The following is a 21,577-nucleotide window of genomic DNA, read 5'->3' as shown; positions in this document are numbered from 1 at the left end:
ATCCTGGAGGGGCGGCGCGGCCCGACGCCCGTGTACCTACGAGGTGCGCTGGCCGACCGAGAGGATGTTCCCCTCGCTGTCCTTGAACCAGGCAGCTCGCTCGACGCCCTCGAGCTCGGCGATCCCGTTGACGGTCTTCAGCCCGGGGAAGTCGTACTCCTCGAACACCACCCCGCGGCCCCGCAGGTCCTCGACCACCTTCTCCAGGTCGTCGACGTCCCAACCGAGCGCGGTGTTCTGCGCCGTCCCCGCGTACTGGGTGGGGTACAGGAAGAACTTGCTCGAGCCCGACTTGTAGTTCGCGCTGCCGTCGGGAAACTCCTCCGCCGGCGTGAACCCGAGCTTGTCCCGATACCAGGCCTTGGCGCGTTCGATGTCGCTGGCCGGCAGGGTCGCCGTGCAGTCGTATTGATCCAGCATGGCGCCTCCTTTCCTCTCGTCGCCCATTCAAGCCATGCACCCGGCCCCGGGTCAAACCGGGCGATGGCGAAAGGGCTCACCCTTCTGGCCGGTACAGGGCCCACCGGCCCGGCACGCCCTTCAGCTCGTGCTCCCCACGGTCCAGGAAGCGGATCCCGGAGCCGGCTACCAGATCTCGCACCGTGCCGGACACGAGCACCTCGCCTGGCTGGGCGGCGGCGGCCACCCGAGCGGCGGTGTGGACCGCGATTCCGCCCAGTCGGTCCCCCATCTGCTCGCACTCCCCCGTGTGGATGCCGGCCCGGACCTCGAGGCCTAGCTCTCGCACGCCTTCCACGATGGCGCGGGCGCACCGGATGGCTCGGGCCGGGCCGTCGAATGCGGCCATGAACCCGTCGCCGGCCGTGTCGACCTCGCGGCCCCGGTACTGGGCGAGGGCGCCCCGCACCACCGCGTGGTGGCGCTCCAGCCGGTCGCGCCAGGCCCGGTCGCCCAGCGTCGAGGCGAGCTCCGTCGATCCGACGATGTCGGTGAACAGCACGGTGGCCAGCACACGGTCGGAGTCCGGCGCGGGACGGACGCCCGTCAGGAACTCCTGGATCTCGTCCACGATGGCGTCCTGGTCGCCCAGGAAGGGGAGGTGATCATTCCCCTCGAGCTCCACGAGGCGTGCATCAGGAATGTGCTCCGCGATCCACCGGCCCTGGCCGACGTCGCTGATGATGTCGCCGGTACGGTGCAACACCAGCGTGGGTGCCTGGACGGACGGGACCACGCGCCGGACGTCGATCTGCCCCAGGATCGTGGCGATTTCCCGGAAATCACCGGGGCTGGCGACGAGACGCTCGAAGCGGGCCCACCACTTCACGAAGGCGGGCTCCTGCAAGCCGAGCGGGCCCTGGAGATCGAGGTTCGCGCCGGTTCCCATCTCGGCCACGAAGCGCTCGTAGAAGGCGGTCATCTCCTCGGGCGTCCGGCCGTATGGCCAGTCCGGGCTCCGGAGGGTCCTCACCACCGGCGCGTACAGGACCAGCCACCGGGTCCGGTCCGGATAGCTGGCGGCGAACAATAGTGTCATGGCCGCCCCCCGGGCGCCGCCGAACACCGCGGCGCGCTCGGAACCGGCCGCGTCCATCACGGCGCGGACGTCGTCCATCTGGAGCTCGAGGACCGGCGGCTCCCGTCCCCGGTCCGACAGCCCGATCCCTCGCATGTCGAACAGGATCAGCCGGGAGAACGAGGCCAGGCGCTCCAGGAACCTGGCCCACCGCGGCTCCTCCCACATCACGTCGAGGTTCGACCAGATGCCCGGCGCGTAGACCAGATCGACGGGCCCGTCCCCGACCACCTGGTAGGCCAGGTGCACGTCGCCGTTGCGCGCGTAGTGCACCGTGCGATCCACGCGCGCAGGCTACTGAGTTCAGTCGAAGGAGCACCACTCCACGATCTGGCGTTCCATCTCCTCCTGAGGCCCGACGGATCAGGGGCTGGGGGCGGTTCCCTCGCCGGGCTGAGCCGGCTTCGAGGCATCGTAGAGGGTGAAGGCGGGGAGCGCCGCTGCCAGGATGGCCGCACCGGCGATGCAGGCCAGGCCCCCCGACACGATCGAGAAAGGGACGCCGACCAGGGAGCCCACAGCTCCCGCCTCGAGGTTCCCGAGCGCGGGCCCCACGTCCACCACGATCAGCCCGATCCCGGAGACTCGTCCCCGCAGGCGGTCGGGAACCACGGCCGCCGGGATGGCCATGCGGAAGATCCCGCTCAGCATGTCCGCCCCGCTGGCCACGGCCAGGCACACGAGCGCCAGCCACAGCGTGGTGGCCAGCCCGAAGCCCACGATCCCGGCCCCCCACACCGCCGTCGCGACCAGGATCACGGCGCCCTGCCGCCGCACGTGCTTCCCGCGCCCGCCGAACAGGTTCACCAGGAAGCTGCCGGTGGCGCCCGCGGAGAACAGCAGGCCGAGCGTCCGGGGGCCTCCTCCCAGCCGGAGCGCCACGGCGGGGAACAGGGCCTGGGGCATGCCGCCGATCTGTCCCACCAAGTCAGCCAGGAACGTCCCCAGCAGGACGCGGTGGCCGGCGGCGAACCGGAGGCCTTCGCGGATGGAGCGGAGGCTCGGGGGCCCCGATTCGTGGTGCGGCGGAACGGGAGCCATGGCCGCCACGAAGGCGAGGGCCCACACGAACGTCCCCGCGTCCACGAGATAGGCGACCGCCAGGCCGAAGGCGGCGATGATCGACCCGCCCAGCAACGGCCCCACCAGGAACCCGAACGTCCCGGCCACCACGTACGTGGCGATGGCGGACGGCAGGAGCTCCTTCGGCACCAGGCGGGGAATGGTCGAGTCGAACGCGGGCCGTGCCACAGCGCTCAGCGCGGCCTGCACGGAGGCCAGGACGTACACGACCCACAGGTGGTCGAGGGACGGCCGCGCGTTCAGGGCCAGCAGGGCGGCCGCGGCAGCCTGCCCCAGGTTCGCCCACAGCAGGAGCTTGCGCCGGTCGACCGCGTCGGCGATGGCGCCGCCCACCAGCCCCAGCGCGAGGACCGGCACCAGTTCGAACAGGGCCACCAGGCCCACGGCGAATGGCGAGCGGGTGAGGGCGTATACCTGGAACGGGATGGCCACCCAGGTGATCCCCAGGGTCCCGATGTCGGAGACGGACTGTCCCATCCACAACAGCCGGAACTGGCGGGAGGTTCGAAGCGGGGTGAGGTCCACGAGGTACGAGCGCAGGCGCATCAGGGCGCCCGGGCGAGCGATCTCCGGGACGGGAGGCGGGGCGGGCGGTGAAGGCGGCGACCCGCCGTCGTCGGCGCTCATGGCCGGATCACGCTAGCAGCGCCAACCCGCCGCCCATACTGGTGGGGTGAGCTCCGGCCCACGCGAGTACGACCGGATCGGCGGCGCCTACGGCGTGACGCGGCGGACAGACCCTCGGATCGCCGCGGTGGTGGTTCGGGCGCTGGGCGACGCCGCCTCGGTGCTGAACGTCGGCGCGGGGACCGGCTCCTACGAGCCGGACGACCGCCGCGTGGTGGCGCTGGATCCGTCTCGGACCATGCTCGTGCAGCGTCCGCCCGGCTCCGCCCCCGCCGTCCAGGGGGTAGCGGAAGCGCTGCCGTTCCGCGACGGGGCCTTCGACGCGGTGATGGGAATCCTGACCATCCACCACTGGGCTGACTGGCGACGGGGGCTGGCCGAGGCCCGCCGGGTGGCCCGGCGCCGGGTCGTGCTGCTGATCTCGGACCAGGACGTGTGGGAACGGTTCTGGCTGCTCCAGGACTATCTTCCGGCGCTGATCGAGCTGGACCGAGCGCGCTTCGTGCCGATTTCCGACATCCTGCGGGCTCTCGGCGGCGCGCGCGTCGAGCCGGTCCCGATCCCCCGGGACTGCCGGGACGGGTTCACCGGCGCCTTCTGGGCCCGGCCCGAGGCGTACCTCGAACCGCGTGTCCGGGCGGGCATGTCGCCGTTCGGCGTGCTCTCCCCGGATCGGACCGCCGACGGGCTGCGCCGGCTGGCTGCGGACCTGGCCAGCGGGGAGTGGGACCGGCGGTACGGGCACCTGCGCACGGCCGACGACCACGACCTCGGGTACCGGCTGGTGATCGCCGAGCTCGGGAAGAGCGTCGCGCCGTAGCCGGACCTACCGGACCAGCCTGGACAGCCGGCGGTCCGCCAGGACCTTGCCGCCGGTCTGGCAGTCCGGGCAGTACGTGACCTCGTGGGACTCGTAGGACACCCGGCGGAGGTCGGCGCCGCACCGTGGGCACGCCTCGCCGTAGTGGCCGTGCACCGTGAAGTGGTCGCCGAGCTTGGTGGGGAAGCCGCCGGTCCGGCGCCGCTCCAGCTCCAGGGCTTCCTCCAGCACCGCCCGAACCGAGTCCAGGAACACCTCCCGGTCGTCCGGCGACAGCTGCCTCAGCGTCGCGTACGGCGACAGGGCGGCCCGGTGCAGGATGTCGTCCGAGTAGCCCCGGCCCACGCCGGCGACCGACCGCTGGTCGCGCAGGATGGTGTGGATCCGCCGGGCGTCGTCGCCCTGGCGAACGAACGACGCGAACTCGTCGGAGAACGGCTCGGGCCCCAGCTTCGCCAGCGGGCCGTCGTCTCCAGGCCCCAGCACCCACCAGCCCGCCTTCCGCTCCGTGCCGAACTCCTTGACCAGGAGCGCGGGGTGGTCCCGGAACAGGAACCGGGCCACCGCGCCTCGGGGCTTGGTCGCCTTCGGCGGCTCCTCCACGTCGGCCCGCCCGCCCTGCGAGAAGTGCACCAGCAGGCGGGGGCCGCCGAACTCGAATATCGCGAACTTCCCGCGCCGCCCCGTGCCCTGGAGGGCCCGGCCGAGCAGGGACTCGGGGGGCGGGTCGAAGGTCTTCAGGGCCGAGAACTGGAGCGCGACGATCCGTTCCAGCTCCGCGCCCGCGAAGATCGCTCCCAGCCGCTCGACCAGGGCCTGCACCTCCGGAAGCTCCGGCATGCTCCTACTGTAGAGGCCGTGCGTCACCACGCCGCCCCCGAGGACGCTCGCCGCCGTGCCGAGCCGCGCGTCGCCAAACGACGGGACGCCCGAGGCGCCGCATGGCGTCCCACCCGCGAGCAGGTGGCTGCGGCCTCCGGACGCACGGTCCCGGACGTCGCTGCTTCCGGGCTCGACGTGCTGTTCGTCGGGATCAACCCCGGGCTGTACTCGGCCGCCGTTCGCCATCACTTCGCCCGCCCCGGCAACCGGTTCTGGAAGGTGCTCGCCGGCGCCGGGTTCACCGATCGCGTGCTCTCGCCGTTCGAGGAGGGCGAGCTGCCGGCGTTGGGATGCGGCATCACGAACTTCGTGGCCCGCGCCACGGCGTCGGCCGGCGAGTTGTCCGCCGGCGAGCTCCGGGCCGGCGCCCGCCGGCTGGCCGGGAAGACCAGCAGGCTCGGACCGGCCTTCGTGGCGTTCCTCGGACTGGGCGCCTACCGGACCGCGCTGGATCGGCCGGCCGCGACCATCGGTCCCCAGGAGGAGTCGTTCGGAGGATCCCGGGCCTGGCTGCTGCCCAACCCCAGCGGGCTCAACGCCCACTACCAGCTCCCCGACCTGATCGAGGCGTTCCGCGAGCTTCGCCAGACCGCTCGGGCCCAGCCCCGAAGCTGAGCCGGATAACCCATCCGCCCCGCGCTTGCTACGGGGGCCCGGAGCGGGCATCCTTTTGCCACGATCGGAGGGAAGGGGGATCCGTCGGGGGGATGATCGGCCAGGATCCGAGCGTTCGTTCTGACATGGCCACGAGGGCGCCGGCCGCGCCGCGATCGGGCGTGGTCCTTGCCGCCGGGCGTTCCGAGCGGCTGTCCCGCGCCACCGGGGGCCGCTCGAAGGCCCTCACCCAGCTTGGCGGCGTGCCCCTCGTGGAACGGGCCGTGCGGACCCTGTTCGCGGCCGGGCTGGAGCGGGTCGTCGTGGTGGTGGGCTACCAGGCCGACGAGGTCTCGGTGGCCGCGCGCCTGGCCGGCAGCAACGTCGAGGTGGTCCGAGCCGATTCCTGGGAACAGGGAAACGGTGCCTCGCTCGCCGCGGCCCTCCCCGCGATGGCCGGAGAGCGCCAGTTCGTGGTGCTGTGCGGCGACCACGCGTTCGCCGACGGCGCCCTCAAGGAGCTGGTCGCGACCGGTGGGCCGGCCGTGCTGGTGGACCGCTCCCCGGCGCCCGAGGCGTGGGCCGAGGGGATGCGCGTTCGGATCGAGGACGGGTCCGCGGTGGCGTTTCGCAAGGACCTCGACGAACCCGCCATCGACTGCGGGGTGTTCGTGCTCCCGCCGGAGGTCTTCGACGCCCAGCGGGAGGCGGCGCAGGGCGGCGACCATTCCCTGGCCGGCGCGGTCACGGCGCTGGGCCGCCGCGCGCCCATCCGGGCGGTGTCGCTCCCGGGCGGGGTGTGGTGGCAGGACGTGGACACGCCGGCGAATCTGCGGGTGGCCCGCACGCTGGTCCGGCGTTCGCTGGCCAAGGAATCCGACGGGCCGGTGTCGCGCCACCTCAACCGTCCCGTCTCGACGCGGATCTCGATGACGCTGGCGCCGCTCCGCCTGGCCCCGCACCTCCTGTCGATCCTGACGTTCCTGGTGGGGCTGTGGGCGGCATGGTCGCTCTCCGCCAGCCGGGCCCTGGTGGGAGGGCTGTTCGTCCAGGCCGCGTCGGTGCTGGACGGGGTGGACGGGGAGACGGCCCGCCTCCACGACCGCACGTCGCGATGGGGCGCCTTCCTGGACGACGTCCTGGACCGGATGGTCGACGCGGCCATCGTGGCGGGGCTGTGGTTGTGGGTGTGGAACGACCCCTCCCGGAAGTTCCGGGTCCTGATCATCGCCATGTCCTCGGTGGGGTGGGCGGGCATCCACCTGGCGGGGAAGAAGGTCCTGCCCGGCGCCCACCGGGCGCTGGCCCTGACCGCCCTCGTCGAACGCAGGTCCTTCGGGGTCCTACTGGGGAGCCGGGACGTACGGCTGTTCCTGGTAGCCGGGGCCGCCGTGGCCGACCAGCCCTGGCTGGCCCTCGCCGCCTTCGCCGTGTCGTACTTCGGCAGCTTCCTGTGGCGGATCTTCACGTACCGCCGGCGGCCGCCGCTCGCGCCACCTTCGGTTCCGGCGCCACACCAGATAGGTGAGTCCCCCCACGGGAATCTGTACGAAGTAGGTTAGGAACCGGAACACCAGCACCGCCGCGACCGCCTGGGTCTGCGGGGCCCCGGCCAGCGCCAGGCCACCGATGTAGCCGAGCTCCGCGATCCCCACGTTCCCAGGGATGATCGGCATCGCCGTGGCGAGCCGGACGAAGGCGAACACGGCCAGGATCTGCGCCCACGACACCTCGTCATTCGAGATCCCCAGGAACCGCGCGCTGGCCAGGAACACCAGGAACACCGAGAGCTGGCTGACGATCTCCGCGGCCAGCAGGGGGAGCCAGCGGTCGCGGAGCAGGCCGAGCATCTGGGCCCGGAAGCGGACGGCGACCTCGCCCCAATTCTTGGCGGCGGTGCTGCTCGCCGGCCGGCGCAGCCGTGAGGCCAGGCGGCCCAGGGCCTCGCCGGTCCCTCGGGCCACGGACTCCCGGCGAAGCATCGCCGCCAGCACGCCGATCAGGCCGATCATCGCCGCGACGCCCAGGATCGCCGTCCCCACCAGGCCGGCCTCGGGGTCGCCGTTGGCCGCCAGCAGCGCCAGGGACACCACGGGGAGGGCCAGCTTGAACGACATGTTCGCGATGAAGGTGGCGAACGCCGACATGGCGATCTGCGATTTCCGGAACCCCCACGACGAGTACATGGCGTAGGACACGCCCACGGCCAGGGCGCCGCCGCCGGGCACCGTCATGGCCACGGTGGTGGAGGACTGGCAGACCACCGCGGCCTGCGCCAGCGTCAGTCCGGGCATGGCCGCGACCAGCATCGGCCAATACGTGAGGACGTTCCATACCGCCAGGACGGCCAGGATCGCGTACTGGGCGGACGTCATGGAGCCGATCGCCGACCACACCTTGTCGAGGTCGGCGATGCGCGGCAGGACGCCGACGAAGACGGCGACGACGATCGCGGGGAAGAGGAGGAAGCGCAGCACGCGAAGCACCGGCTTCGCCCCTCGACCGGGCCCCCTTCCCATGGCCAGCCCAGCGTAGCGACGCCACCGGAGACCGTCCAGGCCCCCGGCCGCCGCCCGCGGCCAGGCTCGTCCGCCTGCGCTACGGCCTGTTCGCGCTGTTCAGCTGGCCTTGGAAGCGCTGCTCGATCGACAGCGCCGTGCCGAGATCGGCCTTCAGCTTGTCCACGAACTTCTTGTCCTTCGTGTGCACGGCGAGTGCCTGGTGGACAGCCTTGTTCAGTCCCCCAAGGCTCCCGAACACCGCGTTGAAGGCTGCCCCCTGAACCTTGGGGAGAAGGGCGAGCGCGTCCTGGAACGAGTTCCGGAGGTCGTGCACGGTTCCAAGGAAGCTCCGAATCTTCAGCGTCCCCTTGTCGAGGTTCGCGATGGTCTTGTCCAGGGTCCCCGCGATGTTCTGGAACTTCGCGGTGGCGTCCGAGCCCAGGCCGTCCTCCGCTGCCAGCGCCTTCGCCGCCGCCAGGGCGTGCTGGAGGCGCGCCTTGGTCTTGGTCTTGGCCTTGCCCAGCGGGTCCTTGGACTTCACCACCGCGTTGAGGGAACTGCTGAGCCCGTTGAGCTGGCCGAAGAGCTTGCCGAACCCCACGCCCCCGACGTCCGGGAAGCCGCCGATGACGGCCGAGAGGTCCGCCTGGATGCCATGCACCCGGGCGATGGTCTTCTTGTGCGGGGCCGAGCCCAGGCCGGCGATGGCCTCCTTCAGGTCCTGGTCCAGGACGGCCACGGGAGTCCAGGCGCCCTGGGTCGCGTCGCTGTCGAGGCTCTTGGGGCCCTTAGTGAGATCGATGGGCTGCGGCCCCCCGCCCTCCCGGGCAGGAGCGGATGGTCCAGACCGCACCTTCTGCACGGGCAGCGCCCACACGTCCACGTTCTTGGTGCGGTCGCTGTCGAACAGGATCCAGTTCCCGCCGGGGGCATAAACCGGGTTGGTGTCGGCCGACGTGCTGCTGTTGGTCAGGTTGGTCGGAGTAGAACCGTCCACCTTCATCGAGTAGACCTCGAAGTTCGCGTCCCGGTCCGTCGCGAACACCAGGCTCTGCCCATCGGGTGCCCAGTCCGGGTGGGTGTCGGTGGCCTGGTTGTTGGTGAGCCGCTTCTGTCCCGTGCCGTCCGGCGCCATCGTGTAGATCTCGGGGTTGGCGTCCCGCTCCGAGACGAACGCGATCGACTTCCCGTCGGGCGACCCCACCGGCCCGTAGTCCTTGCCCGGGTCGTCGGTCAGGCGCAGCACGCCCGACCCGTCCGCGGCCATCGAGTAGACGTCCTGGTTGCCGCCCCGATCGGAGGCGAAATAGATTCGCGTCCCGTTGGCCGACCACGCCGGGTCCGTGTCCGCGGCCGGGTCGTCGGTGAGCCGCAGTAGGCCCGTGCCGTCGGCCTTCATGGTGTAGATCTCGGGATTGCCGTCCCGCTCCGAGACGAACGCGATCGTCGAGCCGTCGGGCGAGAACGCGGCCTGGTAGTCGGCGGCGGCGTTGCTGGTCAGGTTGGTCTGCCCGGTGCCGTCGAAGCTCATCCCGTAGATCTCCTGGTTCCCGTCCCGGTCGGTAGTGAACGCGATCTGGGCGTTCACCCCGGGGAAGGCTGCCCACGCCGTCCCGGCCGGCAGGGCGAGCGCCAGGGTCAGCGCCGCGGCGACCACGGCGGCGACCACACTGGCGGTAGCGCGGCCGAACCCGCTGGCCAAGCCGTGCGACCACCCCGAGCGTCCTGGCGGCGGCGAATGGGCTGGAGCTGTGGGTGGCTTGCCGGGCATGGACCTTCCTCCTCACTCACAAACGACTCGACGGTGACGAATCGGGCGGAATGCGTCGTTCATACGCCGAGCCGGGAAGGAAGGTCAAGCGTTCATGGAGCCACCATTTCCGGACGGGGTGCTTTCCTCCGTGCCATCACCTCCGTACACTCTCGAACGTGTGTTCGAAGTTTGGCAGGGGGCGATGACACAAACGGACTGGCTCCAGACGCTCAACCCGGCCCAGCACGACGCGGTGACGCACGGCGACGGGCCGCTGCTGGTCGTGGCCGGCGCCGGGACCGGGAAGACGTGGACCCTGGCGTGCCGGGTGGCCCACCTGATCCGGCGGGGAGTCCGCCCCGAACGGATCCTGCTCCTCACGTTCACCCGCCGGGCCGCGCGGGAGATGCTGGGCCGGGCCGGCCGGCTGACCGGCCGCGAGGTCGGCGGGCGGGTGTGGGGCGGAACGTTCCATGCCGTGGCCAACCGGCTGCTCCGGCTGCACGGCCGCTCGCTCGGCCTGCCCCCCGACTTCACGGTGATGGACCAGTCGGACACCGCCGACCTGATGAACCTGATCCGGGGCGAGCTCGGCCTGGACACCCTGGAGCGGCGGTTCCCCCGGAAGGAGACCCTGGCGGCGATCCACTCCCGGACCGTCAACGCCGGCTCCAAGCTCCTCGACGTCCTGAAGCGTGACTTCCCCTGGTGCGCCGAGGAGGCGGAGGGCATCCGCGCCATCTTCGTGCGCTACGCGCAGCGCAAGCGGGACCAGCACGTCCTGGACTACGACGACCTCCTGCTGTACTGGAAGGCTCTCGTGGCCGACCCCGCCTCAGCCCCGCCGGTCCTGCGCCGCTTCGACCACGTGCTGGTGGACGAGTACCAGGACACCAACGCGCTCCAGGCCGATGTCCTGGAAGGGCTCTACGCGGGGACGCGCAACGTCGTGGTGGTGGGAGACGACGCGCAGGCCATCTACTCGTTCCGGGCCGCCACCGTGCGCAACATCCTGGAGTTCCCGGACCGCTTCGCCGGGGCACGGGTGGTCCGGCTGGAGCAGAACTACCGCTCGACGGGACCGATCCTGGCGGCCTCGAACGCCCTGATCGCCCGGTCGGCCAGCCGCCACGAGAAGACCTTGTGGACGGAGCGCGCGGGTGGCGCCCGCCCGGTCCTGATGACCTGTCTCGACGAGGCCGAGCAGAGCGACGAGGTCTGCCGCCTGCTGCTCGAGCACCGCGAGCGGGGCACTCCGCTCAGACACCAGGTGGTGCTGTTCAGGACGGGCCACCACAGCGACCTCCTGGAGGTCGAGCTGGCCCGCCGGAACATCCCCTTCGTGAAGTACGGGGGCCTGAAGTTCATGGAGGCCGCGCACGTGAAGGACGCCCTGTCGTTGCTGCGGATCCTGGAGAACCCGCGGGACGAGGTGAGCTGGTTCCGGGTGCTCCAGCTCCTGGAGGGTGTGGGGCCAGGGCGAGCCCGAGTGCTGCTGGAAGAGCTCGGACTCCGTTCCACCGGAACCCCCACCCCCGATCCCCTGACGCGCTTCGTCACCAAGCCGCAGGACCTCACCATCCCGCCGGATGCCGCCCGCGACTTCCAGGAGCTTCGCGGCGCGCTGGCCGATTGCCGTCCCGGTGGCAGCGGCGACGAGGGCCTCGCGCCGTCGCCGCAGATCGACCGGCTCCGCCGGTTCCTGGATCCCGTCGTGGAGCGCCGTTACGAGAGCGCCACCGCCCGCATCCGCGATCTCGAACAGTTGGCCCACCTGGCGTCGGGGTACTCGGACCGGGGCCGGTTCCTGGCCGAACTGACCCTCGACCCGCCCGCATCGACCGGCGACCTGGCCGGGCCCCCGCTCCTCGACGAGGACTACGTGATCCTGTCGACCATCCACTCCGCGAAGGGCGGCGAGTGGGACGTGGTGCACGTGATCCACGCCGCCGACGGCATGATCCCCTCGGACATGGCCACCGGCGACGCCGAGACCATCGAAGAGGAACGCCGGCTGCTGTACGTCGCGCTGACCCGAGCCCGCGACTCGCTGTACGTGTACTTCCCGCTCCGCTACTACCGCCGGCCCCGGGGCCTGGACGACGCGCACAGCTACGCGCAGCTCAGCCGGTTCCTGGACGGCGAGGTCCGGCAGCTGTTCGAGGAACGGACGGTTCCGGCGGACGCCGGGCAGCGGGAAACGGGCAGCGGGAAACGGACCGCACGGGCGGGAACGCCTGCGCTGGTGGACTCGTACCTGGCCGGTCTGTTCGGCGACTGACCGGCCCTCGGTTGCCCTGCGGCGCCGCCTCCGTGAGACTGCCTCCGTGGAACCCCCCCACGCCCTCCGCCGCATCGTCATGCTGGGTCCTCCGGCGTCCGGGAAGGGGACCCAGGGCATCCTGCTCGCCGCGGCCCTCCAGGTCCCACACGTCTCCGCCGGCCAGCTCCTCCGGCGCTCCGTCGCCGAGGGCGACCCGTACGGCCTGGCGGAGCTCCTGTCGCACGGGAGGCTCGTGCCGGACGACTTGGTGGAGACGCTGGTGGTCCCGGCCCTGCACGGCGGGTTCGTCCTCGACGGCTTCCCGCGGACGGCCACGCAAGCGCGGTGGCTCGACGAGGTGCTGGAGGCCCGGGGGTGGCCGGTGGAGGCGGTGGTCGAGATCACCGTGGACCCCGGAACGCTCGCCGCGCGGATGGTGCTGCGCTCCCAGTTCGAGAAGCGGGCCGACGACCGGCCGGAGGTGTTCCTGCACCGGCTCGAGGAGTACCAACGGGAAGCGCCGATGCTGCGGGCGCACTACGGCCGCCAGCTCATCACGGTCGACGGCGAGGGCTCGGAGGACGAGGTGTTCCAGCGCGTGCTGCGAGCGGTCCAGGCCCGGACGCCCGCCCAGGCAGGGCGCTCCACGTCGCGGCCGGACTTCGACGTGGAGTCCGTGGCCCCGTCGACCTAGGAACCCACTCCGGCCCGGCGAAGAGGGAGGGGCGTCAGTTCGAGCGGCGAGGCTGAGGCGAACGCTGAAGCCGGCGCCACATTCGGTAGTTGCTGAAGTAGAGGGCGGTGGCGAGTCCCCACAACGCGACCAGGTATATGGCAACTGGGAGATGCTTCAGGACCCTCGGGAGGATCACCAACAGCACCATCGCCTCCAGGGCGAGGACGAGCAGGAGACCCCGTCGTGTCGCCAGGAACCGACGAACCATGAACGCGATTCTAGGCCAGGCGAGCGCGCCCTCTTTCCCGCGGATACAGCACGAGCTGCGTGCACCGGAACATGGCGAGCGTCTTGCCCGAGGCCCCGGTGACCACGGCGTCCCACACCTGGGTGGTCCGTCCCTCGTGGGCCATCGTGGCCACGCACCGGATCTGCCCCTCCCGAGCCGTGCCGGTGAAGTTCGCCTTCAGCTCGATGGTGGTGAACCCGACGGCGCCGTCCGGCAGCGACGCCGCTGAGCCGAACCCGCAGGCCGAGTCGGCCAGCGCCACCACCGTTCCCGCGTGGAGGAACCCGTTCGGCGCCATGTGGTCCGGACGAAGCTCCAGGCGGGCGGTGACCGATCCCCGCACGATCTCCTCGAACTCGATGCCGAGCAGATCCGGGAGCGTCCCTGCGACCGCCGAAGCCGGCACAGCGCCCGGGGACACCTTCTCCGTCATCGCACAGATTCGAGGTAGGCGCGGATCGACAGGGCTGCGGCCGCGCCCTCCCCCACCGCCGAGGCCAGCTGCTTGGTCGAGCCGGCTCGGACGTCGCCGGCCGCGAACACCCCGGGCACGCTCGTGGACAGCGTCCGGTCGGTGACCACGAAGCCCTCCGGATCGAGGTCGACGGTCCCCTTCAGGAACGCCGTGTTCGGGTCGAGCCCGATGAACACGAACACGGCGGCAGGCCGAAGCTCCTGAGCGACACCGGAGGCGCGGTCCTCCACCATGACGGCGTCCAGCTTCCCTTCCGGCGACGCCCGGAACTCTGTGACCCGGTGGTTCGTGAGGACCCGCATCTTGGGGTCCTCCAGCACCTTGTCCTGGAGCAGCCCGCTGGCCTTGAGGGCCGGGTTGAACTCCACGACCGTGACCATCTCGGCGAACTCCGTCAGGAACAGCCCTTCCTCCAGGCCGCTGTTCCCCCCGCCCACCACCACCAGCTCCGACGCGCCCCGGTAGAACGGGCCGTCGCAGGTGGCGCAGAAGTGGATGCCGCCCCCGATCAGCTCCTCCTCGCCGGGCACCATGAGCCGCCGGTACGAGGAACCCGTGGCCACGAGCACCGCGCGAGCGTGGTAGTGCTCGCCCGCCCTCGTCTGCACCACCACCACGCCGTCGGGATCCCGCTCCACCTTGGCCACCCCCACCGCCTGGAGCAGCTCCACGCCGTATCGTCGTGCCTGGTCGACGAACCGGTCGGCCAGCTCGCCTCCCCCCACCCCGTCGGGGAACCCCGGGTAGTTCTCCACCTGGTTGGTGATCCCGGCCTGGCCGCCCAGCCCGGAACGTTCGACGACCATGGTCTCGATGTTCTCCCGGGCCGCATAGATGGCCGTGGTCAGCCCCGCCGGCCCACCGCCCACGATGACCAGGTCGTACAGGTGCTGCGCCGCGGTCCGGACCAGCCCGAGCCTGTCTGCGAGCTCCTCGTTGGTGGGCTCGGACAGGTGCGAGCCGTCGGCGAACACGACGGTCGGGATGACGTGCTTGCCGTCGTTTTTCTCTTCCACGATGCGAACCAGGCGCGGGTTCCGTTCGATGTCGAACCAGTCGAACGGCACCCGCTGCTCGGTCAGGAACTTCTTCGCCCGCAGGCAATCGGGGCACCAGCTCGCCCCGTAGACCTGTATCTCGGCCACCTCGACTCCTTCCCTGCCATCATCATGTCCGCACGTCGAGGCACGAGGATAGACCGATGACCGAAAGCGCCTCCGGGCCCGGCGAGGCCACCACCGTCCAGCCGCCGGACGAGCAGCGCCTCCTGGCCGCCCTCCGCGGCGGCGACGAGGCCGCGTTCGCCGCGCTCGTGGACCGCCACGGCGGCTCCATGCTCCGGGTCGCCATGACCTGGGTCAGCACCCGCGCCGTGGCGGAGGAGGTCGTGCAGGAGACGTGGCTGGGCGTCCTGAACGGCCTGGACCGCTTCGAGGGCCGCTCCTCCCTGAAGACGTGGATCTTCCGGATCCTCTCGAACACGGCCAAGAAGCGAGCGGTCCGGGAGGGCCGGAGCATCCCGGTGTCGTCGTTCCTGGAACCGGGAGACGAGCGCGACGAGCCCACGGTCGATCCCAGGCGGTTCGCCGGCCCGGAAGCCCGGTACCCGGGAGGCTGGACCCTCCCGCCTCGCTCCTGGGACCGCGTCCCGGAGGACCAGCTGCTGTCTGCGGAGACCCTGGCCCGCGTCCGGGTGGCCATCGACTCGCTGCCCCCGGTCCAGCGACAGGTCATCGCGATGCGTGACGTCGAGGGGCTCAGCTCCGCCGAGGTCTGTAACGTGCTGGAGCTGTCGGAGACCAATCAGCGGGTGATCCTGCACCGCGCCCGCGGCCGGGTCCGTCGCGCCCTGGAGCGCTATCTGGGCCGTGGCGAGGACGGGCCGGGTGGGCTGGCCGCAACCCCAGGGGTCGAGACATGAGCACGCCGGAGCTGACATGCATGGAGCTGACCGAGCTCGTGACCGAGTACCTGGAGGGCAGCCTCCCGCCGCCGGATCGGGCGCGGTTCGAGGGCCACGTCGCGGTGTGCGACGGGTGCACCGCCTACCTGGAGGAGATGCGGCAGACCATCCGCCTGGTGGGCTCGCTGTCCGAGGAGGCCATCCCGACGGACGCGCGCGACGCGCTGCTCCAGGCGTTCCGCGGCTGGAAGGCGAGCCGGTGAGAGAGCCTGACGCAGGAGTGGCGGCGTGACCGAGCTCATCGACGTCTCGCTCCCCATCGGCCCTGACCTGCTGACGTGGCCCGGCGACCCGGGAATCGAGATCCTGCCCGCCTCCCGCATCGCCGACGGCGACCCGGCCAACGTCTCCCAGCTGCGGCTGGGGTCGCACACCGGGACCCACGTCGATCCGCCGGTGCACTTCGTGGAAGGCGGCGCCACCGCCGACCAGCTCTCGCTCGACGTCCTGGTCGGAGACGCGCTGGTGGTGGAGCTTCCCGAGGCCGACGGCCCGATCCCGCGCCGGGACCTCGAGGCGCTGGCCATCCCCGACGGCGCCGCCCGCCTGCTGATCAAGACGCCGAACTCCCGCCTGTGGTCCCGGCGGCCGGTGGAGTTCCCGGAGCACTTCGGCTGCCTGTCGGCGGACGCCGCCCGCTGGGTGGTGGAGCGGGGGATCCGCCTGGTGGGGATCGACTTCCTGTCCATCGAGTCCAGCCCCGAAGGAACCTACCCGGTCCACCACACGCTGCTCGAAGCGGGCGTGATCATCCTGGAGGGGCTCGACCTCGCGGCCGTGGACCCGGGGGAGTACCGGCTCACGTGCCTGCCGTTGCTGATCGCGGGCGGCGACGGTGCCCCGGCCCGAGCCGTGCTGCGTCCCCGCTGACCGGGCCATGTTCGCGCTTCGGGTCGACGACGAGGTCGAGGTCCGCCTGCTGGAGGAACGCCCCGCCGAGGGCCGTCTTCGGCCTGGTGGACGCGAACCGGGAGCGCTGCGCCGTCGCGGAACGCCTCGGCTACCGGATGGAGGGGACCCTTCGAGAGTTCGAGCGGGTCGGGGAACGGTTCCACGACGTGCGGGTGTACGCGATGCGGCCCCGGAGTGGGGAGCGAAGAGCGATCCCTAGGTGCGGGGGCGGGTCAGCTCGCTGGGCGCCCACACGGGCGCCTGGGTGACGACCCGACGGCGGTGTCGCTCCTCCATCTGGGCCAGCGTGGTCTGCTCGAACACCCCGCGGACGGCCACTCGGACGTCGCCCCACAGCTCCTGGAGGCCGCACCGGGCATCCTGGATGCACGTGTGGTCCGACGGGTCGAGGCAGAACATCGGGTACAGCGGGCCCTCGATCGCGTCGACGATGTCCGCCACCCGGATGTCCTCGGGCTCGCGGGACAGTCGGCAGCCACCTCCGGCGCCCCGGAAGCTCTCCACCAGCCCCGCCTTGTGCAGGGCGCCCAGTTGCTGCTCCAGGAAACGGACCGGGATGGCCTGGGCCTCGGCGATCTCGCGCGCGGAAACGAGCCCCGAGCCACGGCGAAGCGCGAGCTCGATCATGGCTCGAAGCGCGTACTCGGTCTTCTGCGAGACCTTGAACATGGGGTCACCCGGTCCGTCGGCGCTGCGTGCCCGTAGTTTCGCACAATCTCGGAGGCCCGAACAGGCGAACGGCGGGTCAGGCCGGAGGGGTATCATCGGCCGGTTGACCGCCCCGACCCCCTCCATCGGCCCCTCGGACCCGTTCGGCCAGCGCGGAGTGCCCTTTCCCAACACGCCAGCCCTTATGCCGCCGCCGCGCCTGGAAGGCGGGGCGTGAAGCGGCTCCCGAACGACCGGCCGCCGGGGGGGGCGATCCGAGCCCTGTACGTCGACCTCGACGGAACGCTGGTCGGCCCCGGTGGCTCCATGTTCGCCACGCCGAGCGGGACCTCCGACCGGGCCGCCCGGGCCGTCGGCGAGCTGCACCGGGCAGGCGTGGAGCTCGTCCTCGTGTCCGGGCGGACCCGCGACCAGATGCGCGAGGCGGCCCGGGTGATGGGCGCCGGCGCCTACGTGGCCGAGCTCGGCGCGTTCGTGGTGCTGCGGACCGACCCGTCTGCGGAGGAGGCCCTCCCGAGCTTCGGCGCGTTCCGGGGCCCGGGGAGGCCGTTCGACGCCATGGCCCGGTCCGGAGCAGGCGCGTTCCTGCTGGACCGGTACGCGGGCCGGGTGGAGCCGCACACGCCGTGGGCGTTCCAGGACCGGGAGGCCACGATGCTGCTCCGCGGGTTGCTCGACCCCGCCGAGGCGACCGGGGCGCTGGAGGACGCGAGGTACCGCTGGCTGGAGGTGCTGGACAACGGCGTCATCCGCAGGACCTACCCGTCGCTGGACGTCCCGGAGGTCCGCGCGTACCACCTCGTCCCCAGGGGCGTGAACAAGGCGAGCGCGGTCCGTCTGCACCGGGAGCGGCGAGGGCTGGCCGCCTCCGAGGCGGCCGCCGTGGGCGACTCGCTATCGGACCTCTCGATGGCGAGCGAGACCGGCGCGTTCTTTCTGGTGGCCAACGGCGTGGACACAATCGGGGCCGCGGCCGACGGCATGGACAACGTCTACGCCACGCGGTCGCCGGTGGGCGACGGGTTCGCGGAGGCGGTGGCGGCGGTGCTCGGGCTCGGCCTCGAGTAGGCGACCCGGCGGTCGTCCGACCCGGGTCGAGCCGCCGAACCTACGTCGTCCGGCGCGCGGCGGATTCCCGGCGGCTCTTCCTGGAGCGCCTGGCGCGCCACCCGCCAGGAGCTTCCCCCCCCTCGTCCGGCTGCCCTTCCGATGGCTCCGGGCGAGCGTCGGGAGGCGCCGGAGGGGCCGCCGCTCCCGCCTCGTCGGCGGCCGGTTCCTGCCCGGCCGGCGGCGGCGAGGCCCCCCGCGGCGGCCACACCATCCGGGTGTCCCAGTAGTGGATGATCAGGATCTTCGCCGCGGCGACCACCGGGATGACCAGCAGCATCCCCCACAGGCCGAGGACGGCTCCCGCCGCCAGCAGCGACAGCATCACGGTGAGCGGGTGCAGCCGCACGGTGCGCGTCACCACCCGCGGGCTGATCACGTGGTTGTCGATCTGCTGGACCACCAGCAGCACGACGGACGCCGCCACGGCGAGCGGCCACCCGGGACGCGGATGCAGCAGCCCGGAGGCCGGCTCGGGGGTGGTGAACGCGATGAACAGCGCGGGGATGGCTCCGATGAACGGACCGATCAGCGGGATCAGGTTGAACAGGCCCGCGATGAGTCCCACCGGGGCCCAGTACGGCAGCCCGATCACCCACAGCCCGAACATCGACGCGATGCCGACGAACAGGGCCACCAGGAGCTGGCCCCGGAAGTAGCCGCCCACGGCCACCGTGAGCTTCGTGGCGACCTCGTGGACCTCGCCCCGACGGCGGGCCGGGATGGCCGCCTGCGCCGACCGCCGGAGGTTCGGTAGGTCCACCAGCAGGTAGAACGCCAGCACGGGGCCCAGCACCAGGATGAGGGCCACGTGCAGCACCTGCCCGGTGAGCGAGCTGATCCGGCCGATGAACTTCCCCACGCCCCCCTGGCGCTGGAACGTGGAGACCAGGTCGGACGCCTTCACGTGCAGGCCGAGCCGCCGGGCGAAGTCGGCCAGCGAGTTCTCGGCCCGTTGCAGCAGCCCGGGGATGCTCTTGGCGAACGCGGTGACCTGGTGCGAGACCACGGGGATGAGGTATGCCAGCACGAACCCCATCACCGTCAGGAAGACCAGGTACGTGACCAGGGTCGCCCACAGCCGCTTCAGGCCGCGGCGCTCCAGCAGGCCGACCAGGGGGTTCAGCAGGTACACGAGCACCACCGCCAGCACGAGCGGCGGGAAGATGATCCGGATGGGGTACAGCACGAACCGCCCGATGAGGTAGACCAGGATGGCCAGGCCCACCAGGGCCCAGGACACGATGGCGACGCGAGCCGCACGAGCGATCAGGGTGCTGGACAGGATGGGCTCGCGCCCCTCGCGCCCCTCGGGCCGCTGGGGCCGTTCGGGCCGCTCGGGGCCCACTGGCCGCTCGGGGCCGCTCGCACGCTGCGGGGGCCCCTCCGGAGAACCCGCGTTCGAGCCCTCAGAGGGGTCGACACGGCGGAGCGACTCGCGGGCCGGTGGTGATCCTTCGGGCTCTCGGGGGCGTTCCACGCTCCGTCCCTCGGCTCGGGCCCGCTGTTCGGACCGCCAGGCGGGAAGCGCACCGCCCCAGGCGGCGCGCTCCGCGCGATCATACGCCGGCCTCCGACACGCCCGGGATGGTTCCCCGGTCCTCGGATGGGGCGGCGACCCGGGCCGTTCCCGGGCTCCCTGTATACCCACGAGACAACCCCCTGCACCCTGACCCGATCTGCGCCCTGGGCCCTCGCACCCCATACCGGCCGGCACGCCCTCACCCCGATCCGCCCGCACGGGAGAGGTGGGTAGACTCGAAGCGATGCCGCCGACGGACCCCGTGTCCGCAGATCGAACGGCGCCCGGAGGCGAACCGCATGCCGGCCGGGGGCTGGCCGACGGTCGCCCGCTGGTGATCGCCTCCAACCGCGGCCCGGTGTCCCACGACCTCGACCCGACCGGAGAGCCGATCCAGCGCCGCGGCGTGGGGGGGCTGGTGACGGCGCTCACCGGGTCCCTCGACGCCACCGGCGGCCTGTGGGTGGCGTCCGCCATGACCGAGGGCGATCGCATCGCCGCCGAGGCGTCGACGGACGGCCACATCGAGGTCCTGACCGAGGACGCCAAGTACAGCGTCCGCTACCTCACGATCGACCCGGCGACCTTTGCGAACTTCTACGACGTGATCTCGAACCGCGTGCTGTGGTTCGTGCATCACTTCCTGTTCGACGTCGCCTACACACCGCGCTTCGATCGCGACACCCAGCGGGCGTGGGAGGACTACGTCGAGGTGAACCGGGCCTTCGCCGACGCCCTTGCCGCGGAAGGGACTGGCCTGGGCCGGCCGCCCGCCTACCTGGTCCAGGACTACCACCTCAGCCTGGTCCCGGGGCTGCTCCGCGAGCGTCTCCCGGATGCGCTCATCGCCCACTTCTCGCACACGCCCTTCGCCGGACCCAGCTACTTCTCCATCCTGCCCCGCGCCATGACAGAGGCGATCCTGCGAGGCCTCCTGGCGGCGGACATCCTGGGCTTCCACTCGCAGACGTGGGCCCAGAACTTCCTGCTGGCCTGCCGGGAGCTCCCCGGGGCGTCGGTGGACCTGCGCCGGTCGCGGGTGGAGCTGGAGGGACGACGAACGTACGTGCGGATCCACCCCATCGGGATCGATGCCGAGTCCCTGCGGGCGTCCGCGTCGGCGCCGGAGGTCCGGGCGGCCCGGCGCGAGCTGCTGCGGTGGCGCGGCGACGCGAAGCTGGTCCTCCGGGTCGACCGGACGGAGCTGACCAAGAACATCGTCCGCGGGTTCCTGGCGTTCGAGGCGTTCCTGCGCGAGCACCCCTCGTGGCTCGGCCGGGTGCGGTTCCTCGCCCTGCTGAATCCATCCCGGATCGACCTCCCCGAGTACCGCGACTACACGCAGGAGTGCCTGCGGACGGCGGAGCGGATCAACGGGGAGCTCGCCTGGGAAGGCCCGCCGCCGATCGAGGTCGCCGTGCAGGACGACTTTCCCCGCGCCGTCGCAGCCTACGGCCTGTACGACGTGCTGATGGTCAACCCGGTGTTCGACGGCATGAACCTGGTGGCCATGGAGGGTCCGGTGGTGAACCGGAATGCGGGTGCGGTGATCCTGTCCCGGAACGCGGGGGCGTTCTCGCTCCTGGGACGGCACACCATCGGCGTCAACCCCTTCGACGTCGGCGAGACGGCCCGAGCCCTGCACACCGCTCTGTCGATGCCCGAGGAGGAACGTTCCCGCCGAGCCCGGGCGCTGCGGGCAGTGGTGCGCCGCAACACCCCGGCCCGGTGGGTCAGCCGGCAGCTGGACGACCTCGATCGAGCCGCGGCCCGCAGGTAAGGGATCGGAACGGAATAAGCTGAGTGTTAGGTGATTCCGGTGTAGCCTGTCCGCGTGGCGGCACCCGAGCTGGCCGTGGGCGAGATGGTAAAGGTACTGGCCCCTCACCTGGACGAGCGTCAGC

20 protein-coding genes and 1 pseudogene are annotated in these 21,577 nt (G+C 71.7%); 10 read left to right on the top strand and 11 right to left on the bottom strand.

Annotated features, from left to right (window positions below):
- Positions 1–36 precede the first annotated feature (36 nt).
- The 3 genes from M3Q23_14470 to M3Q23_14460 form a co-directional block, all read right to left on the bottom strand.
- Positions 37–420 (bottom strand): VOC family protein, encoded by a 384-nt coding sequence (locus M3Q23_14470; protein ID MDP9343264.1) that lies wholly within the window; start codon positions 418–420, stop codon positions 37–39.
- A gap of 76 nt (positions 421–496) precedes the next feature.
- Positions 497–1,822 carry an adenylate/guanylate cyclase domain-containing protein gene (locus M3Q23_14465; GenBank protein ID MDP9343263.1) on the bottom strand — a complete coding sequence of 442 codons (1,326 nt, stop codon included), beginning with the start codon at positions 1,820–1,822 and terminating at the stop codon, positions 497–499.
- Positions 1,823–1,900: 78 nt separating this feature from the next.
- Positions 1,901–3,247, bottom strand: a complete 1,347-nt coding sequence (locus tag M3Q23_14460) for an MFS transporter (protein MDP9343262.1) — start codon at positions 3,245–3,247, stop codon at positions 1,901–1,903.
- A gap of 46 nt (positions 3,248–3,293) precedes the next feature.
- On the opposite strand from M3Q23_14460, the gene M3Q23_14455 reads away from it, so the two are divergent.
- Positions 3,294–4,067 (top strand): class I SAM-dependent methyltransferase, encoded by a 774-nt coding sequence (locus tag M3Q23_14455; GenBank protein ID MDP9343261.1) that lies wholly within the window; start codon positions 3,294–3,296, stop codon positions 4,065–4,067.
- Positions 4,068–4,073: 6 nt separating this feature from the next.
- Here the strand turns inward: M3Q23_14455 and M3Q23_14450 are convergent, their stop codons facing one another.
- The gene (locus tag M3Q23_14450; protein MDP9343260.1) at positions 4,074–4,907 is read right to left on the bottom strand and encodes a hypothetical protein; all 834 of its coding nucleotides are present in this window, start codon (positions 4,905–4,907) and stop codon (positions 4,074–4,076) included.
- 123 nt (positions 4,908–5,030) lie between these two features.
- On the opposite strand from M3Q23_14450, the gene mug reads away from it, so the two are divergent.
- The gene (gene mug, locus M3Q23_14445; GenBank protein MDP9343259.1) at positions 5,031–5,564 is read left to right on the top strand and encodes a G/U mismatch-specific DNA glycosylase; all 534 of its coding nucleotides are present in this window, start codon (positions 5,031–5,033) and stop codon (positions 5,562–5,564) included.
- A gap of 125 nt (positions 5,565–5,689) precedes the next feature.
- A complete protein-coding gene (locus M3Q23_14440; GenBank protein MDP9343258.1) occupies positions 5,690–7,105 on the top strand; it encodes an NTP transferase domain-containing protein in 1,416 nt (471 codons plus the stop codon).
- A gap of 30 nt (positions 7,106–7,135) precedes the next feature.
- On the opposite strand, the pseudogene M3Q23_14435 reads toward M3Q23_14440, so the two are convergent.
- Both M3Q23_14435 and M3Q23_14430 read right to left on the bottom strand, forming a co-directional pair.
- A pseudogene (locus tag M3Q23_14435) lies at positions 7,136–8,062 on the bottom strand (lysylphosphatidylglycerol synthase domain-containing protein).
- 79 nt (positions 8,063–8,141) lie between these two features.
- Positions 8,142–9,746, bottom strand: coding sequence for an LpqB family beta-propeller domain-containing protein (locus M3Q23_14430; GenBank protein MDP9343257.1), 1,605 nt, complete (start codon positions 9,744–9,746; stop codon positions 8,142–8,144).
- 253 nt (positions 9,747–9,999) lie between these two features.
- Here M3Q23_14430 and M3Q23_14425 point away from each other — a divergent pair, with 253 nt between their 5' ends.
- Positions 10,000–12,078: an ATP-dependent helicase gene (locus M3Q23_14425; GenBank protein ID MDP9343256.1), complete on the top strand. Its 2,079-nt coding sequence runs from the start codon at positions 10,000–10,002 to the stop codon at positions 12,076–12,078.
- 46 nt (positions 12,079–12,124) lie between these two features.
- Positions 12,125–12,754 (top strand): nucleoside monophosphate kinase, encoded by a 630-nt coding sequence (locus tag M3Q23_14420; protein MDP9343255.1) that lies wholly within the window; start codon positions 12,125–12,127, stop codon positions 12,752–12,754.
- A 34-nt stretch (positions 12,755–12,788) separates the two neighbouring features.
- On the opposite strand, the gene M3Q23_14415 is transcribed toward M3Q23_14420, so the two are convergent.
- Genes M3Q23_14415 through M3Q23_14405 form a run of 3 tightly spaced genes read right to left on the bottom strand, consistent with a single transcriptional unit; the run spans position 12,789 to position 14,645 of the window.
- On the bottom strand, positions 12,789–13,004 hold the full coding sequence (locus M3Q23_14415) for a hypothetical protein (GenBank protein ID MDP9343254.1): 216 nt from the start codon (positions 13,002–13,004) through the stop codon (positions 12,789–12,791).
- A gap of 10 nt (positions 13,005–13,014) precedes the next feature.
- A complete protein-coding gene (locus tag M3Q23_14410; protein MDP9343253.1) occupies positions 13,015–13,458 on the bottom strand; it encodes a PaaI family thioesterase in 444 nt (147 codons plus the stop codon).
- Entirely contained in the window at positions 13,455–14,645 is a 1,191-nt protein-coding gene (locus M3Q23_14405; GenBank protein ID MDP9343252.1) for an FAD-dependent oxidoreductase, read from the bottom strand. The genes M3Q23_14410 and M3Q23_14405 overlap by 4 nt, the downstream gene beginning before the upstream one ends.
- A gap of 56 nt (positions 14,646–14,701) precedes the next feature.
- Between M3Q23_14405 and M3Q23_14400 the strand changes: the two genes are divergently transcribed.
- Genes M3Q23_14400 through M3Q23_14390 form a run of 3 tightly spaced genes read left to right on the top strand, consistent with a single transcriptional unit; the run spans position 14,702 to position 16,333 of the window.
- Positions 14,702–15,421: a sigma-70 family RNA polymerase sigma factor gene (locus M3Q23_14400; GenBank protein MDP9343251.1), complete on the top strand. Its 720-nt coding sequence runs from the start codon at positions 14,702–14,704 to the stop codon at positions 15,419–15,421.
- Complete coding sequence (locus tag M3Q23_14395; protein ID MDP9343250.1) at positions 15,418–15,666, top strand: zf-HC2 domain-containing protein; 249 nt, start codon at positions 15,418–15,420, stop codon at positions 15,664–15,666. The genes M3Q23_14400 and M3Q23_14395 overlap by 4 nt, the downstream gene beginning before the upstream one ends.
- A gap of 25 nt (positions 15,667–15,691) precedes the next feature.
- Positions 15,692–16,333: a cyclase family protein gene (locus M3Q23_14390; GenBank protein ID MDP9343249.1), complete on the top strand. Its 642-nt coding sequence runs from the start codon at positions 15,692–15,694 to the stop codon at positions 16,331–16,333.
- A gap of 237 nt (positions 16,334–16,570) precedes the next feature.
- Here M3Q23_14390 and M3Q23_14385 read toward each other — a convergent pair whose 3' ends face one another.
- On the bottom strand, positions 16,571–17,044 hold the full coding sequence (locus M3Q23_14385) for an Rrf2 family transcriptional regulator (GenBank protein MDP9343248.1): 474 nt from the start codon (positions 17,042–17,044) through the stop codon (positions 16,571–16,573).
- Positions 17,045–17,257: 213 nt separating this feature from the next.
- Here M3Q23_14385 and M3Q23_14380 point away from each other — a divergent pair, with 213 nt between their 5' ends.
- On the top strand, positions 17,258–18,112 hold the full coding sequence (locus M3Q23_14380; GenBank protein ID MDP9343247.1) for a Cof-type HAD-IIB family hydrolase: 855 nt from the start codon (positions 17,258–17,260) through the stop codon (positions 18,110–18,112).
- A gap of 40 nt (positions 18,113–18,152) precedes the next feature.
- On the opposite strand, the gene M3Q23_14375 is transcribed toward M3Q23_14380, so the two are convergent.
- Positions 18,153–19,499, bottom strand: a complete 1,347-nt coding sequence (locus tag M3Q23_14375) for an AI-2E family transporter (protein MDP9343246.1) — start codon at positions 19,497–19,499, stop codon at positions 18,153–18,155.
- A 418-nt stretch (positions 19,500–19,917) separates the two neighbouring features.
- On the opposite strand from M3Q23_14375, the gene M3Q23_14370 reads away from it, so the two are divergent.
- Entirely contained in the window at positions 19,918–21,453 is a 1,536-nt protein-coding gene (locus M3Q23_14370) for a trehalose-6-phosphate synthase (protein ID MDP9343245.1), read from the top strand.
- Positions 21,454–21,577: the final 124 nt, after the last annotated feature.

It is taken from the genome of Actinomycetota bacterium (genome assembly GCA_030774015.1).
Classification (GTDB): Bacteria; Actinomycetota; UBA4738; order UBA4738; family JACQTL01; genus JALYLZ01.
Note: the sequence above shows the minus strand (reverse complement) of the source record. Positions and strands in the feature narration are given on the sequence as shown.